The sequence below is a fragment of the Selenomonas timonae genome (assembly GCF_014250475.1).
GTDB classification, from domain to species: domain Bacteria; phylum Bacillota; class Negativicutes; order Selenomonadales; family Selenomonadaceae; genus Centipeda; species Centipeda timonae.
In genome coordinates this window covers 861,428-879,699 of record NZ_CP060204.1, presented here as the reverse complement: position 1 = coordinate 879,699, position 18,272 = coordinate 861,428, and the positions used below count along the sequence as shown (strand labels likewise).

General features: G+C 57.7%; 21 protein-coding genes and 1 pseudogene. 1 reads left to right on the top strand and 21 read right to left on the bottom strand.

Annotation, left to right across the window (positions count from 1 at the left end):
- Nucleotides 1–163: 163 nt before the first annotated feature.
- The 18 genes from H1B31_RS04110 to H1B31_RS04025 all read right to left on the bottom strand — a co-directional run bounded on the left by H1B31_RS04110 (nucleotide 164) and on the right by H1B31_RS04025 (nucleotide 13,209).
- Nucleotides 164–508, bottom strand: coding sequence for a flagellar protein FliT (locus H1B31_RS04110; protein WP_185980997.1), 345 nt, complete (start codon nucleotides 506–508; stop codon nucleotides 164–166).
- Entirely contained in the window at nucleotides 498–914 is a 417-nt protein-coding gene (gene fliS, locus H1B31_RS04105) for a flagellar export chaperone FliS (RefSeq protein WP_185980996.1), read from the bottom strand. The genes H1B31_RS04110 and fliS overlap by 11 nt, the downstream gene beginning before the upstream one ends.
- A gap of 18 nt (nucleotides 915–932) precedes the next feature.
- Complete coding sequence (fliD, locus tag H1B31_RS04100) at nucleotides 933–2,570, bottom strand: flagellar filament capping protein FliD (RefSeq protein WP_185980995.1); 1,638 nt, start codon at nucleotides 2,568–2,570, stop codon at nucleotides 933–935.
- A gap of 21 nt (nucleotides 2,571–2,591) precedes the next feature.
- Nucleotides 2,592–3,020 (bottom strand): flagellar protein FlaG, encoded by a 429-nt coding sequence (locus tag H1B31_RS04095; RefSeq protein WP_185980994.1) that lies wholly within the window; start codon nucleotides 3,018–3,020, stop codon nucleotides 2,592–2,594.
- A gap of 71 nt (nucleotides 3,021–3,091) precedes the next feature.
- Nucleotides 3,092–3,313: a carbon storage regulator CsrA gene (csrA, locus tag H1B31_RS04090; protein WP_185980993.1), complete on the bottom strand. Its 222-nt coding sequence runs from the start codon at nucleotides 3,311–3,313 to the stop codon at nucleotides 3,092–3,094.
- Nucleotides 3,313–3,759 carry a flagellar assembly protein FliW gene (gene fliW / locus H1B31_RS04085; RefSeq protein ID WP_009440930.1) on the bottom strand — a complete coding sequence of 149 codons (447 nt, stop codon included), beginning with the start codon at nucleotides 3,757–3,759 and terminating at the stop codon, nucleotides 3,313–3,315. The genes csrA and fliW overlap by 1 nt, the downstream gene beginning before the upstream one ends.
- 12 nt (nucleotides 3,760–3,771) lie before the next feature.
- Nucleotides 3,772–4,356 carry a DUF6470 family protein gene (locus H1B31_RS04080; RefSeq protein WP_185980992.1) on the bottom strand — a complete coding sequence of 195 codons (585 nt, stop codon included), beginning with the start codon at nucleotides 4,354–4,356 and terminating at the stop codon, nucleotides 3,772–3,774.
- 64 nt (nucleotides 4,357–4,420) lie between these two features.
- Nucleotides 4,421–5,770, bottom strand: a complete 1,350-nt coding sequence (locus H1B31_RS04075; protein WP_185980991.1) for a flagellin N-terminal helical domain-containing protein — start codon at nucleotides 5,768–5,770, stop codon at nucleotides 4,421–4,423.
- 10 nt (nucleotides 5,771–5,780) lie between these two features.
- Entirely contained in the window at nucleotides 5,781–7,517 is a 1,737-nt protein-coding gene (flgK, locus tag H1B31_RS04070; protein ID WP_185980990.1) for a flagellar hook-associated protein FlgK, read from the bottom strand.
- A 39-nt stretch (nucleotides 7,518–7,556) separates the two neighbouring features.
- The gene (locus tag H1B31_RS04065; protein ID WP_009440926.1) at nucleotides 7,557–8,048 is read right to left on the bottom strand and encodes a hypothetical protein; all 492 of its coding nucleotides are present in this window, start codon (nucleotides 8,046–8,048) and stop codon (nucleotides 7,557–7,559) included.
- Between the two features lie 6 nt (nucleotides 8,049–8,054).
- Nucleotides 8,055–8,543 (bottom strand): flagellar protein FlgN, encoded by a 489-nt coding sequence (locus H1B31_RS04060; protein ID WP_185980989.1) that lies wholly within the window; start codon nucleotides 8,541–8,543, stop codon nucleotides 8,055–8,057.
- Between the two features lie 14 nt (nucleotides 8,544–8,557).
- Nucleotides 8,558–8,827: a flagellar biosynthesis anti-sigma factor FlgM gene (locus H1B31_RS04055; RefSeq protein WP_009440924.1), complete on the bottom strand. Its 270-nt coding sequence runs from the start codon at nucleotides 8,825–8,827 to the stop codon at nucleotides 8,558–8,560.
- Between the two features lie 127 nt (nucleotides 8,828–8,954).
- Nucleotides 8,955–9,374, bottom strand: a complete 420-nt coding sequence (locus H1B31_RS04050) for a flagellar protein (protein ID WP_009440923.1) — start codon at nucleotides 9,372–9,374, stop codon at nucleotides 8,955–8,957.
- A 134-nt stretch (nucleotides 9,375–9,508) separates the two neighbouring features.
- A complete protein-coding gene (locus tag H1B31_RS04045; RefSeq protein ID WP_185980988.1) occupies nucleotides 9,509–11,623 on the bottom strand; it encodes a heavy metal translocating P-type ATPase in 2,115 nt (704 codons plus the stop codon).
- Nucleotides 11,620–12,378 (bottom strand): HMA2 domain-containing protein, encoded by a 759-nt coding sequence (locus tag H1B31_RS04040; RefSeq protein WP_185980987.1) that lies wholly within the window; start codon nucleotides 12,376–12,378, stop codon nucleotides 11,620–11,622. The genes H1B31_RS04045 and H1B31_RS04040 overlap by 4 nt, the downstream gene beginning before the upstream one ends.
- Nucleotides 12,375–12,686 (bottom strand): HMA2 domain-containing protein, encoded by a 312-nt coding sequence (locus H1B31_RS04035; RefSeq protein WP_185980986.1) that lies wholly within the window; start codon nucleotides 12,684–12,686, stop codon nucleotides 12,375–12,377. The genes H1B31_RS04040 and H1B31_RS04035 overlap by 4 nt, the downstream gene beginning before the upstream one ends.
- A 79-nt stretch (nucleotides 12,687–12,765) precedes the next feature.
- Nucleotides 12,766–12,966 carry a hypothetical protein gene (locus H1B31_RS04030; RefSeq protein ID WP_006304978.1) on the bottom strand — a complete coding sequence of 67 codons (201 nt, stop codon included), beginning with the start codon at nucleotides 12,964–12,966 and terminating at the stop codon, nucleotides 12,766–12,768.
- 84 nt (nucleotides 12,967–13,050) lie between these two features.
- Nucleotides 13,051–13,209 carry a hypothetical protein gene (locus tag H1B31_RS04025; RefSeq protein ID WP_157049425.1) on the bottom strand — a complete coding sequence of 53 codons (159 nt, stop codon included), beginning with the start codon at nucleotides 13,207–13,209 and terminating at the stop codon, nucleotides 13,051–13,053.
- A gap of 81 nt (nucleotides 13,210–13,290) precedes the next feature.
- Between H1B31_RS04025 and H1B31_RS04020 the strand changes: the two genes are divergently transcribed.
- Entirely contained in the window at nucleotides 13,291–14,409 is a 1,119-nt protein-coding gene (locus H1B31_RS04020; RefSeq protein WP_185980985.1) for a YibE/F family protein, read from the top strand.
- A gap of 145 nt (nucleotides 14,410–14,554) precedes the next feature.
- On the opposite strand, the pseudogene H1B31_RS11585 reads toward H1B31_RS04020, so the two are convergent.
- From H1B31_RS11585 to rfbG, 3 genes and pseudogenes are all read right to left on the bottom strand, one after another.
- Nucleotides 14,555–15,737, bottom strand: a pseudogene (locus H1B31_RS11585) (transposase).
- A 111-nt stretch (nucleotides 15,738–15,848) separates the two neighbouring features.
- Nucleotides 15,849–17,177 carry a lipopolysaccharide biosynthesis protein RfbH gene (gene rfbH, locus H1B31_RS04010; RefSeq protein ID WP_185980984.1) on the bottom strand — a complete coding sequence of 443 codons (1,329 nt, stop codon included), beginning with the start codon at nucleotides 17,175–17,177 and terminating at the stop codon, nucleotides 15,849–15,851.
- Nucleotides 17,178–17,212: 35 nt separating this feature from the next.
- Nucleotides 17,213–18,268: a CDP-glucose 4,6-dehydratase gene (gene rfbG / locus H1B31_RS04005; protein ID WP_185981224.1), complete on the bottom strand. Its 1,056-nt coding sequence runs from the start codon at nucleotides 18,266–18,268 to the stop codon at nucleotides 17,213–17,215.
- Between the last annotated feature and the right edge of the window lie 4 nt (nucleotides 18,269–18,272).

The following is an 18,272-nucleotide window of genomic DNA, read 5'->3' as shown; positions in this document are numbered from 1 at the left end:
TGGCTGCTAGCTAGCCATCCATGGCAGCCGCCCCGCTTGCTTATTATCGCCTTACATAAAGTATATCGTCGCAATGAGGACATACTTAAGTATCTGACTGGAAATATTTTACTTTTTTTTCATCTCTTTGTCAAGGGCGGTACGCCTCTTTTTTAGAAAAGAATTAGTACCGCCGATTGAGATTTCCGCCCAAGGGACTTGCCCCTGTGAGATCGTAGCTGTGGACGGCTGCGTTCTGACGGCGTGAACGGTTCAGCCATGCGCGCGCCTTGTACTGAATCTGCATCTCGAGCGGACGAACCTCCGCGTCATATGCCGCCCATTCCATACCCGTGCGGTAGGAATCCGACGGGAGCTCCTTGAGCAGATTGACAAGGTGTTCACGCTGCTCGACGAGTGCAATAAAGGTATCAATCTCGTCTTCATCCACGAATTTCAGAAGTTCATGCGTGAGTACACGGTACTTCTCCCAGAGGGAGCGCGCCGTCTCATAGGATTCATCCGGCATAGACGCCGCTCCCTTCCATGCCCTGTGCACCTTTCTCCTCACGCGCCTTCTTCATCGCCTGCGCCCATGCATCGCGAAGCTCGGTCATGATGTCCGTCGCCTCCGCAATGATCTCGGGATCACTCTTCATATTGCCCTCAACGAGGCGATCATAGGCGTAATTGTAGAGTGGCAGAAGCTGATGGGAGATCTCATAGTCCATGTTGAGCGTAACGCGGAACTCGGAGATGATATTCTGCGCTTTTTGAAGTGAAATATTGGCTCCCTCATAGTTCTTCTCCGCAATTGCCTCGACGCCCTCCTTGATGAACTTGAGACAGCCGTTGTAGAGCATGAGTGTCAGTGCCTCGGGCGTCGCCGTCATCACCTGCTGCTTCTTATATGCTTCCGCAGCACTATTTATCATATGGGAAGCCCCCTTGCATCACTGTGCATTAAAGAAGTTGAACTGTGTCGAGAGACGGGAGATTGCAACCTCCATCGCATTGTACTTCTCGTAGAGCTTGCTTTCAAAGGAAGACATGATGCGCTTGAAGTCGCTCATCTGCTTCTCGTAGTTCTGGATGAGCTTGCCCAGCTCGCTGAGATCCGTCTTATCCGCCGCAACGCCGGAGTGACGCTCCATCTCCTTCATGCGTCCGCTCATCTTGTTGTAGATGCGCGAGGCCACGCCGTTGTTGCCGAAGTCGTCGTTCTCATCATCGTAGGAGATGAGACGGTTCACCGCATCCGGCTCAGCAACGATCGCCGCCTTGAGCTTCGTCTCATCGAGCTGCAAATGCCCCGTCTGGTTCTTCGCCGTAATACCGATCGACGAGAGTGTGCTGTAGCGCCCAGGCACCGACTCCACGCGGTTGATGACCGCATCGCGCAGATCGCCGATAATGGAGCGCAGATAGCTGTCGCGGTAGAGGAGCCCCTCCTTCGCCTTTGCGTTCCACTTCTCGACCTGATCCTTCGTCATGCCGTCTTCCTGCGACTTCGTGAGCACACCGTAGTCCTTGTGTCCCTTGTCACCATACTGTTTGACGAGGTCATCGAGCAGGGCGTTGTACTCCTCAACGAATTTCTTGACGTTCTCCACGAGCTTGTCCTGATCCTGCGCGACATTGATTGTCGCGGCGCCCGCCGTCGGCTTCTTAAATGTATAGGTGACGCCGTTGACCGTCAGATTGTTCTCCTGCAGATTATTGTACGTGCGCCCGTCGATCTTGACATTCGCATTCGTGCCCGCAACCTCGAGGGAGCTCGTCGAACCGCTCGTTGTAAACGCCACAGGTGCGCTGATCGCACCGTTGCTGACAGAGCCGAGCTTCAGATTGCTCAGAAGCGTCGTCGTATGCCCCGCCGAGCTCGACGTCGTATCCACTGAGAGATTGATCTTGTTCGAGTCGCCCGTCTTCGTGTTGAAGAGGGAGAAACCGTCGGACACGGAGTCGTAGCCCGCGCGGATGTCCAGCGCAGTCTTCTTGCCGCTCGAATCCGTATAGCGCGCATTGTTGATGCGGTTCGCGAGGTCATTCAGCGTGAGGTTCTTCGTGAAGACTTCCTCTGCAGTGAACGTCACCTCTGCCGAGCCCGTTCCGTTCGAGACCTTAAATTTAAGCGCCGTGTCCCCCGCTGCCATGCCCGCCGGCATTGTGCCGCCTGCAAACGCAACGTCTTTGAGCATAACGCTCGAAGATGCACCGGTATTGGCACGATCCACATGCTGCCCCGTCGCCGTCATAAAATAGGCATTCGACGCCGCCTGCGTGACCTCGACGGTGTGGGACATAACACCCGCGCTCGCATTCGCCGTTGCCGTGACAGCATCCGCGAGCGAACTCGTCGTCGTCATCGGCTTCGTCGAGGAACTCAGGCGATAGTCCGACATACGGCTGCGGAACGTATTGACCTTGTCATAGACGTTCGCATAGGCCTCCTTGCGCCACTCCGTTTCGACTTCCTTCTTATAAATGCGATCGTATTTCTTCTGCTGCGAGATCATTCCGACCTTGACCAGAGACTCAACGTCGAGTCCCGAGCCGGAGAGCCCATAGATACCTCTTGCTCCTGCCATAATATCCTCCTTCAACCTCGCCTATGCCGTCTTGTCCAAGAAGGCGCCGATCCAGTCGTGCACCTTGATCATATGCTCTACCATCGCCTCGGGTGGAACCTCACGCAGAACCTCGCCCGTTTTCTTGTCGAGCATGCGCACGGACATGAAGTTCACCTCTTTGTGATACTGGAACTGCAGGTCAACATTGATGTTGCGCATGATTTCATTGAGCTGTTCCGTGATATATGCCGTCTGCTCCTCAGAGAGCGGCTCGTGCTGCTCCTTCTGCTCCGCAGCCGCCTCATCCTGAGCCTTTGCATCCTCTGCGGCAAACGTATCGACGGGCTGCGCCTGACTTACCTCCTGCGCAGGCGCTTCGGACGCATTCGCATGGGGCGTATCCGCACCCTTCATACCGCTGACAGCAACCGCCGCCAGCATGACATCCTGAACATTCTTTACGGTCATAAGGCACCCCTCCGTGTGTCATAGGGAACGCATCCGGCGTTCCCACTCTGTTCTTCCTTGAGCTATAATAATTACTTCTTGGGCAACGCACTGAGATCAAAGTTTGCAGGCGCTGCCGCAGCCTTTTGATTCTCTTCCTGAATCGCCCGGTATATCTCACCGCGATAGATCTTGACGCTGCGCGGCGCATCAATTGCAATGCGCACGTTGTCGCCCTGCACCTCCACGATGTTGACGATGACATTGTCGCCGATCATGATCTGCTGTCTGGGTTTGCGTGTGAGTACGAGCATTACCGAGCCTCCTTCTCAGAGGGAAAGAGACGGTGCTTCGTTGTGTAGGGGCTCCGGTCGAGCACGATCTGCTTTGCCTGACGCGTCGCCGCATTGATGACAATGGGCGCCATGAGGTTCGCCGTCAGATCGCGGATCTCCTTGCCCGCAAGCGTGAGGATCGCATAGATCAGCACCTCCTCAGGCGAGGTCAGACCGAGCTCCGCTTCGACCTCATCATCGATCGTGAACTCATAGTCCGGGAAAAACGCGAGCGGCATCGTCATGAGAAAGGCAAGTTCCGGTGTCTTTGCAGACTGCAGAAAGACGTACGGACTATCCTCCTCATAGGGGATGATGATGAACTCCCGCTCCTCCTCGAAGGCGGGAATGCCCGCTGCAAAATGGATAATAGACTCTTCTGCCGCCTCAATCTCGCCGAAGCGGCTCGTCATAATCTTCTTCATCAATGACTCCTGTCATGCATAGATATCGTATTTTCCCTCGCTGACCCACCTGTGTATATCGCCTTTTTGCTGCAGATAGGTCTCGATGCTGCCGCGGTTGAATTGGACGCGCGCCTGCCCCTCTGTGTTCCAGTGGGGCGTTGTCCGCCCGATGGTCGGCTCACCGACCACCTGCCCCACATCGAAGTGGATCTCGGGGTCGGGAATTGCCGCCGCCACAAGCTGCCGCTGCCGTGTCACGCGATTCTCCATATCGCGCTTTGCGAACTCAATGCCAACCTGACGTCCCTGCTTGGGACCATCCTCGGCAAGCGCCCACGCCATCTGCGTATGCTTCGAGGTGCCCTTCTGCACCTCGCTCATGCCGCGCTCGTAATTCTCGCGGGCAAAGTCCGTATTGTTCGTATAGCCGTAGCTGTGACGGCTCGGGTAGGTGTTGATCGTCAGTTTCGGCTGCGTCACCCCGCGATTCGAGCGCGCTGTCTGCGTCTCCTGTTCATAGCGCGGCTGATTGATACTGCTGTCCAGTGTATTACGCTGCACGCGCATGCCGATCATCGGAAGCGTGTGCCGCACGTTGAGATAGAGCATGGGCATAAAGGGCATCCTTTCCCGTTATTTTCCCGTTATTTTCCCGTTATGAAAGACAAATCAAACGATGTTACCGCAGATAATCCACGAGTGAGAGCGGCAGAATGCGCGCCCCCATTGAGAGTGACATGCTCATAATCGTCTGCTGCTGCATCATCTTCGTTGCGAGCTCTGCAACGTCCGTGCCCGAGACATTCGTAATATCACGCGTGATGTTCTCCTGATGATTCGTGAGAATATCCTTCATATCCGTATAGAGACCGCTGCGCGCGCCCGTCTCCGTATGTGCCTGCAGGGTCACCTGATTCGCAACATCGGCGAGCGTTACGCCGTCCGAGCTCAGCCAGTGGGCGTCGCACGCCTTTGTCTTGGCGTAGACGGTCAGCATATTGTTGACCATCGCCGTGCCCGAGGGATCGTTTCCGGAGTTCTTGTCATCAAAGAGGTCACGTCCGAAGATATCCATCCCCGTCTTGTTGACCGTATCTGCCGACGGCTCCGTCGAGCCGTTCTGCTTGACCATCGAGATGTAGCGCATGTCGCCGCTGTAGGTGACGATCTGCTGACGCACGGTGGAGAATCGAACCGTCGTGCCGTTCACCGCAGCCGACCATCCGGAGCCTGCCGTCGTGACCTCGCCCGTATTCTTAAAATTATCCTTGATGAATGTCGATCCCTTGATCGCAGCAGGCACATTTCCCACGAAGGTCGTCTCACCGGCGGCATTCGCTTCTGCCTCGGTCTTATATCCCTTCGCAATCATGTCCTTATAGCCCTCCTGCACGAATTCCTTCGTATAGACCTTGCCCGTCAGGGTGTTAAGGTAGTAGGTATTGCCGTCGTCGCCGTTGAGGGAAAGCATCTGATGCAGGAAGTCCGCGCTGTCCTTATCGCTCGCATTGCTGAAGAATGCCGACTGACGGTCGTCGAGCGTCTTCGATACGCCGCGCTGCTTGAGATCCGCCTCGCTCGACATTGCAAACGGCTGGCGCAAATCCGCCTGTCCCGAGAAGATGTAGCGATCGCCAAGCTGCGTATTGCCGAGAGAGATAATCTGCTCGATCCCGGCCTTCATCTCGCGTGCAATCGCAGGCCAGTCGCCGCCCTTCTCATCCTTGTCGTCGTTCGCACCCTGAATCGTCTTCGCCTTGAACGTCTTCTGGATGTCCTCCATGCCCGAGAGCGCCGTCTGTGTCGAAGCCATCCACGAGATGCCCGCCTTGACACTCTCCTGATAGCGGTTGTTCTCTCCCTCGTTGACATCGTAGCGCAGGTAGCGCGAGTAGTCCACCGAGTTGTCGGAGGGGCGGTGCAGTTTGCTGCCGTCGCCCTGCTCCATGAGCTTCGTCTTCGTGTAGTCGAGCGCGTTCAGATCTTTCTGATAGCGCTGCACCATATAGTTGCTGCTAATGCGTACCATATCTCACCTCTTACCTTCCGACGACACCGGTGCTGTTGATCAGCCGATCCAGCATCTCATCCATCGACGTGAGCACGCGCGAACATGCGCCGTAACCTGTCTGGAACTTGAGCATATTCGTCAGCTCCTCGTTCCAGTCGACCCCCGACGTGGACTGACGCCACTGCTCGATCTGCGTCATGAGATCATCCTGCTGCTTGAGCGTCTTGTCGACATTCTCGGCATCTGCACCAAGCTGGCTCATCATGCCGTTGTAGTACTGGTTGATGGATATATCGCTGATCGCGCGCGTCGTACCGCGTGGATTCATCGCACCTGCCAGATCGATGTTGAAGAGCTTGCTCAGCTCGACCGCCATCGTACCGTCGCCCGTACCGTTGATCTCAGAGACCTTGTATTTGTAAGTCGCGCCCGTGCCGCTCAGCGCTGTCGGCACAACCTTCGTCCCGTTTGCATCCGCAATCTGGCGCGCGGCAACAAGGTTCTGCCCGCCCTGCGCCGTCAGCTCGTCACTGATCTTGAGCGCATTGATGATCTGCATGGACTTGAGCTTGTCCGGTCCGCCTGTGACCGTCGCTGTTACGGTAACCTCAGGGGGAGGTCCTGCCGCAGCCGTCCGCGTGATTGTAGATCCTGCCGCCTCCATCCAGCGCTCGCCCGTCGTCGTATTGACATGCCATGTGTACTGCATCTGATCGTAGGTTGTACCTGTTGGGGATGTGAACTTGTTCTGTCCGAAGAAGTTCAGCCACGTCGTCGGGCCTGTGGTCGGATCGTTGTCGATGCCCGCCCCGAGCTTGTGCACGTCGTTGAACGTCGTGAGCAGTGCAGCGGAGATGTCCGCAAGCTGGTCGATATGCCCCTTGTCCTGCACGATCGTATCCGAGAGCGCCTTTAAAATGCCGCTCTGCGGGACATAGCCGATGCCGCCCGCCTCCTTGATGCGCAGGGTGTAGTCCGAGAGGCCGTACTGCTGGTTGTAGATGGGTTCACTCATCTCGACGGTCAACGTATTCTCGCGCTGGACGAGCGACATGCCGTTCGAGACGACGGTATACTGGCCATTTGCCTCTTCATAGACATTGACATTTGTGATCTCAGAGAGCTTGTCGACGAGGAGGTCGCGCTGGTCGCGCAGATCGTTCGCCTTGCCGCCGTTCGTCTCGGCGAGCATGATATTCTTGTTGAGGCGCGCAATCTCCTTCGTGATCCCGTTGAGCTTCCCGACCTGAATGCGCGTCTCTTCGTACTGTGCATTGATCTGTGCCTGCAGCTGCTTTGCACTCGTCTTGATGCGGTCAACGAGGTTGTTGCCCTTCGTGATCACCGCCGTACGCGACGCCGCGTCGCTTGCATAGTCGGACAGATTGACCCAAGAGGAGTAGAACTGCTGCATCGCGTTCAGGATACCCGTCTTCTTGGAGTCATTGAAGATCGTCTCCACCTTGTCATAGTTCGTCTTGTAGGTCTGATAGAGATTTTGCGCCGAGTTCTCCGACCAGAACTGCTTATCCGCGTAGATATTGCGCGCGCGGTTCAGCGCCACGACATCCACGCCGCCGCCGACATAGACCCCGCCATAGAGGGACGGGCGCTCCTGATAGTTCGTCGCCGCCGAGTCGACGCGCTGACGCGAGTACCCTTCCGTCGAGGCATTCGTGATGTTGTGTCCGGTGGTATCGAGCGAGAGCTGATTGTTCTGTATGCCCCGCACCATCGTATTGAGTCCGGCAAATGTTGACCGCATATGATCCCTCACTCTTTCCCTACTCTTATCTCTGACTCTTTATACATCCGCATCAAACATCGCAACCGCACGGTTCACACCCGGTGCAGGGCCCGCAACGGGCTGCGATCTGCCGTAGGTATCCTCGGCAACGGTGCCGGAGATGACGTTGAGCTGATAGTTCACAAACGCAGCGCTGTTCTGCAGCAGCTCCGCGCAGATCTGTATGCGCTCCCGCAGCTCTGCCTGACGCGCTGCAACGGCACGCAGGACACGCTCGACGGCGAGGCGTTCACGTAGATTCGGCTCACGCGAAACGATAACAGAAAGGCTTTCTGCGCCAGTATTTGCAAGGAAGTCCGACTGTCGGCGTGCGAGTGACCGCACCTCAGTCAGGCTGTGCTCCGCTGCCGCCGTCGGCTCCGCAACGCCGCCCCCCGATGCACTCTGACAGAGGGCATCGCTGAGTGCGGCGAAGCGATGTGCCGCCTCCTCGCAGGCAGCGAGCTGTGCCTTCAGGAGCACAAGCGCCTCACGGGTTTCATTCGTCATCGCCGTTCACGCCTTATAGTCCAGATTCTTCTTCAGATGCCGCACCTGCTCGCCGCCCGTGTTTCCATAGACGGGATCGACAACAGCGCCACCGATTTTGCCAAGCTGGCGGTTTACCGCGATGAGCGCCCCCTCGATCAGGAGGGAATTCGCCTCGCTGCGCTCCGCCGTCTCCTTGACGATGCGGCTGAGATTTCGGCTCGCGGCGAGCACGGAGCGGTGAGCCGCATCCGTCGGCGCGAGGAGTGCCAGCTCCTCCATATTCGTCTCGGCACTGACACCGGGCGTCACCTGTGCGATCTGTGCAAGCTGCGTCAGGCGCTGCTTTTCGAGCTGTTGCACGGCCTTTGCAAGAAAATCCTCTTCGGCGGTCAGCTTCTCGAGTGCTGCCATATCGAGCGCAACAAGAACGCCGCGCTTCTTCTCCTGCAGAGCACGGATCTTCTCATACTGACGATATAATTCCTCAAGGGTTGTCGTAAATACATTCCACATGAGTGCGCCCCATATCAGTAGCGCATTGCGAGCATCTTCGCTGCAATATCCGAGGATGCAGGCTCCTGTGTGCGTGCCGCGAGCGCCTCCACGCGCTCCGTGCGGACGTCGTCCATGCCCCGCAGTTTTTGCAGGATATCGCCAAAGCTCTGCACCTCGCCTGAGAGTTCGAGTGCATCGGGACGCTGTACGGCGCTGACTGCATCCACACGGCGCGTTCCTGTCGACTGGCTGCCCGCATAGAGACGGCTCACAGCCGCAACTGCATGATTGCTGATCAACATATTCTTCACCACCTATGTATTGCTCCGATATACCCTCCGAAAAAGGGTCGGAGTCCTTTCACATTCTTTATCGAAAAAAAAAGACGCGTACTTAAGAAATTTTTCCTAAGCACGCGTTCTTGAGTTTTTATTTATCACCGAGCGTCACATAGCCGCGCCGTCCGCCGGAGCCGTCCGAAGTCGTGCGCATGCCCGAGGCGGACTTCTTTGCAACAGCCGCCGTCAGCTCCTCGCGCATCTCCTTCTGACACTTGTCGCAGTACTGCCCCTTCTGGATCGGCGAGCCGCATTTGTCACACGGATAGAAGAGCTGGACATCGGAGGAGATAAAGCGCCCCTCGCGAATCATGCGGCGGATCACCGGCTCCTGGACCCCCGTCGCCTCGACGATCTCGGGGATCTGGCTCTTCGGATGATCACGCACATACTCTACGATCTGCTTCTCCCACTGCTCTTCCTTCTCGCGGCAATCCACGCAGATACGAGCATTGTTGATCGAAACAAATACCTTCCCGCAGCTTGAGCAGTTCTTCATCTTTCCTGCCATTGACAAAACTCTCCTCCCAAATAGCGGATCGGTAGATGCGTGATCCGAAACTATCTTTTCATTTCATTCCCTCGTATTCTACAACAGGATACAGGAAAAATCAATACTTTAAGGTAGGAGAACAGTTCACCCCGTCATGGCCGTGTGCGCCGTGCGAAAATGCCGCCCTCGGGTGTCAGGATGCGACAGCTGTTCAGCACGACGCCGAGTGTCGCCGTGTTGTGGATCGCCGCTGCCGCGAGCGGACTGATCGAGCCGAGTGCGCCGAGCAGCATCGCCGACGAGTTGATGAGCAGCGTTGCCTTGAAATTCTGGTGCACAAGGTGCATCGTCCGCTGTCCGAGACGCAGCGCCTCCACGAGGCGCGTGGGATCCTCCGCGTGGATCGTCACCGCCGAGGACTCCGCTGCAATGTCCGTCTGACGTCCGCCGAGCGAGACGCCCACATCCGCAAACGCGAGCGCAGGTGCATCGTTGATCCCGTCGCCGACCATCATCACCGTGCCGCGCTGGCGCAGTTCATTGACATAGCGCGACTTGTCCTCGGGCAGGATCTCCGCGTGATAGGAGTCCACATCCATCTCGCGCGCGACATCTGCCGCGACCGCCTTCGCATCACCCGTCAGCATGACGATCTCATCCACGCCGCAGCGGCGCAGCTGATTCAGCGTCTTCTTCATCTTCGGCCGAATGGGATCCTCGATGCCGATGATGCCGATGAGCTGCGCATCACGCGCCACGTAGAGGAGATTCTTGCCGACGACCTGGGCACCAAGCTCCTCCTCGTCCGTGATTCCATTCTCTTGGAGGAAGCGGCGGCTGCCGACGCGCACCGTTCCGCCCGTATACCCCTCGAAATCGGGCACCTCGGCAAGCATGCCGCGCGCCACAATGGTCTTTGAGGAGCGATGCTGCGGCGTTACCCACTCCTTCTCCTCTACATATTTCTGGATTGCCACCGCGAGCGGATGCACTGAGTGCTCCTCCGCCGACGCCGCGAGGAGAATGACCTCCTTCTCCGTCACACCTGCTGCCGTGCGGATGAACGTGATCTCCGGCACGCCGACCGTCAGCGTTCCCGTCTTGTCGAGCACAACCGTATCCGTGCGTGCAAGCGCCTCGATGTAGTTGCCGCCCTTGACGAGAATGCCGCGCTTTGCAGCCGCAGCGATCGACGCCGACATAGCCGTCGCCGTGGAGAGTTTCAGACCGCAGGAAAAGTCGATAAAGAGCAGATTCAGCACCCGCCCCCAGTCGCGCGTTGCCCCGTAGACAATCGCCGCGCCGAGGAAGGACACGGGCACGAGATAGTTCGCCATCTGGTCGGCAAAATTCTGCACGGGCGCACGGCGCATCTGCGCCTCCTCGACGAGGTGAACGATATGCGCGAGCGACGTATCGCCGCCCACCTTCTCCACCTTGACGACGAGCTCACCCGCCTCGACCACGCTGCCCGCGTAGACTGGCGCGCCCTCGTGCTTCATCGCGGGCGCGGATTCGCCCGTAATCGACGCCTGCGTCACCGCCGCATCGCCGCGCAGCACACGCCCGTCGATCACAATCTTCTCACCCGCGTGCACGGCGATCGTATCGCCGGGGCGCACCTCCTCCACAGGCACCTTCCGCTCAACCTCGCCGTCCGCCGTCTCTTCAACCAGCCAGACATCGCGCTGTCCGAGCGAGAGCAGCCCCGAGATATGCGTGCGCGCTTTCTCCGCCGCATAGCTCGTCAGCATTTCCGCGCCGTTGCTGAGCGCGAGCAGCATGAGACTCGACTCGGGCTTGCCCGCAAGTACGGAGGCGATGACCGCCGTCGTGGTCAGCGTATCCGCATTCGGCTGGCGGTCTTTGAGCAGACCTCCAATGCCGGTCTTGATGAAATTGCGCGAAATACCGAGCACGAGCAGAGACCGCAGAACCTTGAGCGAGGCAAAGAGCTCGGGTGCGCCGCGCCGCAGCAGCTCCATCGCCGCAAAACTCGCAAGCGAGATCACGGCATCGCGGCGAAACTCCGCCATCTGCTCCGTCGGTGTCACCGTCTTCTCTGCCGCCTCACGCACGGCACGCTCCGCGACGCCAAGAATGCGCGCAGCGGGAATCTGTCCCTCGTGCCAGAGTTCTACCGCGCCGTCGCGTACCGATGCCGCCGTCACGGCAGGGAAGCGGCGCAGCCGCGCCGCAAGCTGGAGGGCGTCTGCGCGCGGCAGCTCCCCACGCAGACGGATGCGCGTATGTACGAGCTTCGTCATACCCGCCACCCTCTCATCAGCGTCAGCGCCCACCAGAGCATCTGCGAGCCCGACGGCGTATTATTCGACAACACGAGCTGGCGAATGCCGCGCAGAACGAACACGCCCGCAACCACCGAGCTGAGATCGAGTGCCCCGCCCGTATGCCTCTGAATCCATCCGCTAAAATCATGTACCGAACGGCGCACACTCTGCGCAAGCGTCGCGGGCGGCGGAGCCGTACGCCCCTCGGAGAAGATCTCCTCCAGCCCCTCTGCGAGCACGAGGATATGTGCCTCATCCTCGGGCATATAGGTGAGCAATATACTTCCTGCAACCGCATTTGCGCGCACCCGCGTCACGAACGGGAGACGCACGAGGCACTCCTCGAGCACCTGTGCAAACTCCGGCGTCAGATACGGCGTCCGATAGCGGCGACGTCCAGGCGATGCATGCACGCAGATGAAGGGCAGCTCCGAGGAAGTCCGACCCTGATGCGCAGCGGCAGCAGAGGATTCAGCTGTCCCCGCAGACGGCAGAAGCCCCGCAAGACCGCCCGTCCGCCCGGAGCCCCCAAAGAGCCCCGTCAGCGCGGAAGCACTGCCCGCAAGACTTCCCGTCATCGAGGGAAAGGCGGCGGACTGTCCGCCCGGCATCATGCGCCCGCGCCCGCCGCGCATGCCCTGCATCGCATTCATATCGCCCGTACCGCTGAGTGTCTGCCGCAGCATATTCGCAATAGATGCGCCAAGCATCAATCCCGAAACATAGTTCATGATGCCCTCCTCTTCGCATGCGTGCGCATATAGTTCTCGACGCGCCGAAGCTCCGCATTTGCACGCAGACGCTCTGGCTCATATGTGATGAGGATCGAGCCCGTCGCAATATTCGTCTCCACGCGCTCAATCTCCGCGAGCGCGCTGAGATGCGCCTGCACCTGCGCCTCGAGTGCAGCGTTGTTCACGAGCTGCTTGCTGTAGAGACGCACACGCCCCGGCATATAGGATGCAATATCCGTCGTACGCACGAAGACATCCATCGCCGACTGCGGAATCGCGTTCTTGATCGTATCGAAAATATTCATGGGAAGATTGCTTCCTCTCTTTCTTTTAGAAAAAAAGGCTGCGCGCAAATGCGCGGCAGCCCCGTGACCTATGGAACTCTTACTGCTCCGATGCAGACTGCGCCGCAATCAGATCCTCAAGCTCCTCCTTCTGACGCTGAAGCTCTGCCAGCGAGAGATCCGCCTGTCCTGCCTCGAGTGCCGCAAGCTGCTGCGTACGCTCCTGCATAAAACGGTAGCCAAAGATACCCGCCACCGCACCGACTGCAAGGCCAATCCAGAAATCTGTCTTCGAGAACATGATAACTCCTCCTTATGTATAGCGCCCCATTGGGGCATAATCGAACGCGGCGCCTTGCCTCAGAACTGAGTGAACGATGCAACGTTACAGAACATCCGCATCGTTGACAATTCCTGCGCCGCAGAGCCTTGGCAGCATGCGTGCCCGCTCCGTCTCCGGAATCATCTTGTTGTTCTCAGTATATGTGAGAATACCAGTGTTGTCAATACTTCCGACGTAATCAGGAATAAGTATTGCCTTCATGCTAATATAAATATCATTATCAGCATGTATGATAATCTCAGTCGTCTCAATCATCTCAATATTCCATGAAGAGGTGCCCTTATGAAAATCCATCCGCAGCGCTTCGCGCGTTTCCTCGCTGTCTGCATAGCCATCCTCGTACTTCTCTATGCCCTCTTCCACCTGCCGGGCGGAGAGGACGGCGACCCGCCCACCTACAAGGCGGAGGTGCTCAGCGTCACAGAGACGGAAAACGAGATCAAGGAGTTCGCCCCCGGCAGCCTGCAGTACGAGGTGCAGCTCCGCATCGACTCTGGCTCTGCCGAGGGGACAGAGGCGACGATCACACATCGCACACTGAACAATCCGGCCTTCGACATCCACCCACAGGAGGGCGATAACATCATCGTCCGCGATGAGAACGACACCTACGCCATCGTCGACTATGACCGCCTGCCTGCCATGCTTTTCCTCCTCCTCGGCTTTGCTGCACTCCTCATCCTCTTCGGCGGAATGACGGGACTCAAGGCGCTCCTTGTCCTCCTCTTTGCCGTTCTCCTCATTGCAAAGGGACTCATTGCGTTCATCCTCTTTGCACCGTCACATATCCTGCTCTGGACAATCCTCATCGGTGCCGTCATCACGCTTGCAACCCAGCTCATCGTGAACGGGCGCAACGTGAAGTCCGCAGGCGCCATCATCGGTACCATCGGCGGCATCCTCGTTGCAGGACTCCTCGCCGTCCTCGCCATCCACTTTACCTATCTCACGGGTGTCTCCGAGGAACAGGCGGGCATGCTCAAGGCACTCTATCTGAAGGACGTGGACTTCCGCGAACTACTCTTCTCGGGCATCGTCCTCGGCGCGCTCGGCGCTGTCATGGATGTCGCCGTCTCCATCGCCTCTGCGCAGTACGAGATGAAGCTGCTCGCCCCCAAAACGAAGTTTCAGACACTCGTCTCCTCAGGGCTGAACGTCGGACGCGATGTCATGGGCACGATGGCGAACACTCTCGTCCTCGCGTACATCGGCGGCGCACTCCCCCTCATCCTCCTCATCTCCGCACAGCCCGACATCTCTCTCCTGCACATCATGAACCTCAACATGATCGCTACCGAGGTTGTCCGCTCCCTCATCGGCAGCATCGGCCTCCTCTGCGCCATCCCCATCACCGCCTATGCCACCGCCTTCCTCATCACCATTCGACCACGGAGGAAATAACAACACGAATTTTCGTATAGGGGCAGATCGGCGAAACAACGGTGATGAAAACTTGCACCTCTACAGAAATAGGGCACACGAATAAGGACGATTGCAATGCTCGCCCTTATTCGTGTGCCCTTATTGGTTTCTTTCCGACGTCTTCTTATGCAGCTTCTCTCAATGATACCAGATGCCGCTCCAACGTGCCGCTCTGTATCTTTTGATGCAGTTTGAAGACGTTGTGTGCCAGTGCCAGCAGAATCGTCTCACCCAAGACATTCGCACGCCCTCTCGTAAGAAAACGGCGAAATCCAAAGGCTCCCTTGATCTGTGCAAAGACACCCTCTGCCTGGATGCTGCGGTTCATCCGCAGGACGATTCCTTCCGTGCTCTTGATCCGTGCAAGGTTCTTTGCACGCTCTCGTTGAAAGACCTTGGCAACCTCCAATCTCTTGGTTCGTTCCTCCATTGGTATCTTGCTGTGGTTGCCATGGATGCACTGCTTCTTTCTTTCGCAGCCATTGCAGTCGGTACACGTGTAGATGGTCTTTTCGCTCACATACCCGCTCGCACTCTTTGTCCTGCGCGTCCCCGTCACAACGAGTCGCCGCCCCTCGGCGCACTGGTAGACATCCTCCGCCGCAAGGTACTTCATGTTCTCCCGCCGCCCGATGTCCTGCTTCCATTTGCGCTTCTTGCTCACTTCGTAGTTGTTCGGCTTGATGTAGGAGGTCTGTCCCTTTTCCCTCAAATACAGGTAGTTCTCCTCACTCTCATATCCTGCATCGGCGACGAGTTTCTGGCTCCTTTTTCCGATGTGTGCATGAAAATCCTCCAAAAACGGGATAAGTGTCCGTGTATCTGTCGGGTTCGGGTAAACACCTGCCCATACGATAAAGGATGCCTCCACGCCATATTGCAAATGAGATGGCTCCAACGGATGCGAGAAATTGTGCCATTTGTGCCAGAATCTCCTTGGCGCAGGGGGCAAAGTGATCCCTGCGAAAACGGGCAATGGTTGCGTGATCCGGTGCGGGGTGCCCTTCGAGCAGATACATGAAGTGGATGTCCCTTAGGCATACCTCCTCAATGCGGCGGGAACTGTAGATTTGATTCATGTATGCGTAGATGAGGATGGCAAGCAGCTGATGCGGTGATACGAGATTCCGCTCGGCACGCCTAAAGTTCCTGTACAGGGGCGTAAGATCCATTTGATGGATGCAGTGGAGCAGGAGGCGAACGGGATCGTCCTTCTTGATTTGAAATTCAAAGTTGAGGGGGAGACTGGGTTGAAATGTGCCTCCGTAGGATGTATAATCCTTATGTAAAATTTGTTGCATACTCATATTTTACGCCAGAAGCCGGTGTTTGAAAACACCGGCTTCTGTGTTTTTTTCACAAAATTTGAGGCTGCTGCACGTTGGTTTCGTGCAACAGCCCCTTTTTCATGCAACCTCTCACCCGCGCACAGCGTCCTTCACGACCTGCGCCATATAGTCGATCTTCTCATCCGTCAGCCCGGGGTAGACGCCGAGCCAGAATGTGTCGTTCATAATGCGGTCAGTCACATCGAGCCGCCCCGCGATGCGATAGCCCTCGCCCGTGCGACGCATCTCGTCAAAGCAAGGATGCTTCGTCAGATCCCCCGCGAAGAGCATGCGCGTCTGAATGCTGTGCTCCTCGATATAGCGCACAATCTTTGTGCGTTCGAGCCCTTCTCGGCAAGTCAGCAAAAAGCCGAACCAGCTTGGATCTGCGTGCGCCGTCGCCTCCGGCAGGACGAAGAACTCCTCCAAATCCGCGAGTGCGACGCGCAGCCGCGCGAAATTGTGCCGCCTACGCTCCACGAATGCGGGCAGCTTCTTCAGCTGCGCGACACCGACCGCCGCCTGCATATCCGTCACCTTCAGATTGTAGCCGAAATGTGAATAGACATATTTGTGATCATACCCGCGCGGCAGTTCCCCGTCCTGACGGTCGAAGCGATGCCCGCAGAGATTGTCCTGCCCTGATGCGCAGATGCAGTCGCGCCCCCAGTCGCGCAGGGAGCGCACAATGCGGTGCAGCAGGGCGTTGTTCGTATAGACCGCGCCGCCCTCGCCCATCGTCATATGATGCGGTGGGTAGAAGCTCGACGTGCCGATGTCGCCGATTGTGCCCGTATAGCATTCTTTTCCGTTCAGTGTATACTGCGAGCCAAGTGCATCGCAGTTGTCTTCGACGAGCCAGAGATTGTGCCTATCACAGAACGCCTTGACTGCCGCGAGGTCGAACGGATTGCCAAGCGTGTGTGCGATCATGACCGCCTTCGTCCGATCGGAGAGCGCCCCCTCGAGAAGAGTGGTATCCACATTGTACGTCGGCAGACTTACATCGACGAACACGGGCACAGCCCCATACTGAATGATCGGCGCAACTGTCGTCGGGAACCCCGCCGCCACCGTGACGACCTCATCCCCCCGACCAACGGCGCGCTCGCCGAGAAGCGGTGAGGTGAGCGCCATAAAGGCGAGCAAGTTCGCAGACGAGCCGGAATTGACGAGAGAGCAGTGCTTTACACCGAGATATGCAGCAAACCCGCGCTCGAACTCGTCCGTATAATGCCCCGCTGTCAACCAGAACTCGAGTGCACTCGAAACGAGGTTCTCCATCTCCTCGTGATCGTAGACGCGCGCCGCATAGGGCAGTCGATCTCCAGGCGTGAACCCCTCCTTCGGCGCATGATATTTGTCACAGTACTCCCGTACCAGCGCAAGAATCTCCCCGCGCATCTTCTGCTCGCTCACTCTTTACTCTCCCTCATATCACACAGAATTCCATCCTACGCAAAGAACACATCGATCTGCTGCTCTGTCACGGCGCGCATATTCGCACCAGCCTCCCATGCCTTTGCCCACGCCACTGTTTTCTCCACAGCTTCCTCGATATGCCAGCGTGGCTGCCAGCCGAGCTGCGCCTTAAGCTTCGAGCAATCCAGCTTTAGGAAATGAGCCTCGTGCGGGCCGCCGTCCGCCTGAGTCTGCCAACGCACACCATCGCCCCACGCGCGGCAGAAGATGTCCGCAAGCGTTCCTGTCGTCACGCAGTCCGCATCGTCGGGGCCAACGTTCCACGCGCCGACAAGACGGGGATTCTCCGTCTGCTGCGCTGCAATCGTGAGATAGACCGAAAGGGGCTCCAAAACATGCTGATAGGGGCGTGTCGAGTGCGGATTGCGGATATCGATAACCGCGCCGCGCACTGCAGCGCGGATACAGTCGGGGATGATGCGGTCGGGCGCAAAGTCTCCGCCACCGATCACATTGCCCGCGCGCGCCGTCGAAAGGCGCACACCGAGGTCCGCGAAGAAACTCTGCCGATAGCTGTAGACCGCAAGCTCTGCACAGCTCTTACTCGCCGAATACGGATCGTAACCCATGAGCGGCTCGTTCTCGCGATATCCCCACGCCCACTCTTTATTTTCATAGACCTTGTCCGTCGTCACCACGAGCGCGGACTGCACCGTGTCCGACATGCGAACACATTCGAGCAGGTTGACCGTACCCATCACATTCGCCGCAAAGGTGTCCACGGGCTGACGGTAGCTCTCGCGCACAATCGGCTGTGCCGCGAGATGAAAAACGACCTCGGGGCACGCTTCGTGAAATGCACGGGAGAGCGCAGTAAGATCGCGCACATCGCCGCGCACATCCCGTATTTCTTTCAATATGCCGAGGCGGTGCAGTGCCTCATGCCCGCCCTCAGTCGGCGCGTCGAGGGAGAAGCCTGTCACCTCCGCCCCTACCCGTTGGAGCAGGAGCGCGAGCCACATCCCCTTAAACCCCGTATGTCCTGTGAGGAATACGCGCTTCCCCCTGTAAAAGCTCAGATCGTCCATCGCA